The sequence below is a fragment of the Nocardia sp. NPDC003345 genome, from assembly GCF_053589395.1.
Map to the genome: position 1 here is coordinate 1 of NZ_JBSFRU010000553.1, position 2,026 is coordinate 2,026.

Consider the following 2,026-nt stretch of genomic DNA (forward strand, 5'->3'; position numbering starts at 1 on the left):
GCGCAGCGTCACCCCGCAGGGCCCTCGCTCGTGCCCGATCGACACAGCACGAGCGGGTCGGGCCCGACGCCGGGCACGACCCGGACGTCGTGCTCTTACTGTGGTGTCGGCTGTGGAATCGAAGTGACCACCCGGGCGGATGCGAACGGCGCCCCGGTGATCGCGAAGGTCGCTGGCGACAAACTGCATCCGGCCAACGCCGGGCGCCTGTGCACCAAGGGCGCCACGCATCTGGAGCTCACCCGGACCACCGGGCGGATGACCACCGCCTACCGGCGCCCCGGGCGCGGTGTCGAACCGCAGCCGGTCGGTGTGGACGAAGCGGTGGCCGAGGCCGCGGCGCGGCTGCGCCGGATCCTGGACGAACACGGGCCGGACGCGATCGCGCTCTACGTCTCCGGCCAGATGTCGCTGGAAGCGCAGTACCTGGCCACCAAACTCGCCAAGGGCCATCTGCGGACCATCCATATGGAGGCCAACTCGCGGCTGTGCATGGCCAGCGCGGGCACCGGGTACAAACAGTCACTGGGCGCCGACGGACCGCCCGGGTCCTACGAGGATTTCGAACACGCCGACCTGTTCTTCGTGATCGGCGCCAATATGGCCGATTGCCATCCCATCCTCTTCCTGCGGATGGCCGACCGGCTCAAGGCGGGCGCGAAACTGATCGTGGTGGATCCGCGCCGCACCGAGACCGCCGCGCGCGCCGATCTGTTCTTGCAGATCGCTCCCGGTACCGATCTGGCGCTGCTGAACGGACTGCTCCATCTGCTGGTCGAGAACGGCGATATCGACAGCGAGTTCATCGCCGAGCACACCGAGGGCTGGGCGGATATGCCGGAGTTCCTGGCCGAATACCCGCCGGACCGGGTGGCGGCGCTGACCGGTCTGGCCGAAGCGGATATCCGCACCGCCGCGGCGTGGATCGGCGCGGCCGGTGAATGGATGAGCCTGTGGACGATGGGCCTCAACCAGTCCACGCACGGCACCTGGAACACCAACGCGCTGTGCAACCTGCATCTGGCCACGGGTGCGATCTGCCGTCCGGGCAGCGGCCCGTTCTCGCTCACCGGGCAGCCGAATGCCATGGGCGGCAGGGAGATGGGCTACATGGGTCCGGGTCTTCCGGGCCAGCGCAGTGTGCTGTCCCCCGCCGACCGCACCTTCGTGGAAACCGCATGGGATCTGCCGCCGGGCACCCTGCGCGCCGAGGCCGGTCCGGGCACGGTGGAGATGTTCCGGCGGCTGTCCGCGGGCGCTGTCAAGGCCGCGTGGATCATCTGCACCAACCCGGTGGCCACCGTGGCCAACCGCAAAACGGTGATCGCCGGGCTGGAGGCCGCCGAATTGGTGATCGCCCAGGACGCCTATACCGATACCGCCACCAATACCTACGCCGACCTGCTACTACCGGCCACCCTGTGGGCGGAGGCCGATGCGGCGATGGTCAATTCCGAACGCACCGTCACCCTGCAGCAGCGGTCGATCGAACCGGCGGGCGCGGCGCGTCCGGACTGGCAGCTCATCGCCCAGATCGCGACCGCGATGGGGTTCCCGGGGTTCGATTTCGCCTCCAGCGCCGAGGTGTTCGACGAACTGCGTGAGTTCGCGAATCCGGCCACCGGCTACGACCTGCGCGGGATGGACTACGACCGGCTGCGCGAGGGCCCCATGCAGTGGCCGTGCCCGGACCCGGCCCGGCGCCGCAACCCGATCCGCTATCTCAACGACGGGGTGAGCCAGACCGAACACATCGACCCCACGGGCCACCGGCCCCGGCTGGCCTTCGCCACCCCGAGCCGGCGGGCGGTGTTCTGGCCGCGGCCGCATATGCCGGCGGCCGAGATGCCCGACGACGACTACCCGTTCCTGCTCAATACCGGCCGCCTGCAACATCAGTGGCATTCGATGACCAAGACCGGGCGTATCGAGAAACTGAACAAGCTCGACCGCGCGCCGTTCGTCGAGATCCACCCCGACGACGCCCGCGCTCTGGGCCTGGAACCCGGCGACCAGCTCGAAATCG

General features: G+C 69.2%; 1 protein-coding gene. It reads left to right on the forward strand.

Annotated elements, in window-relative coordinates:
• Positions 1-123 precede the first annotated feature (123 nt).
• Positions 124-2,026, forward strand: a 1,903-nt coding sequence (locus tag ACWDU1_RS31920; RefSeq protein WP_450004144.1) for a molybdopterin oxidoreductase family protein, incomplete at its 3' end; no start/stop codon positions are given.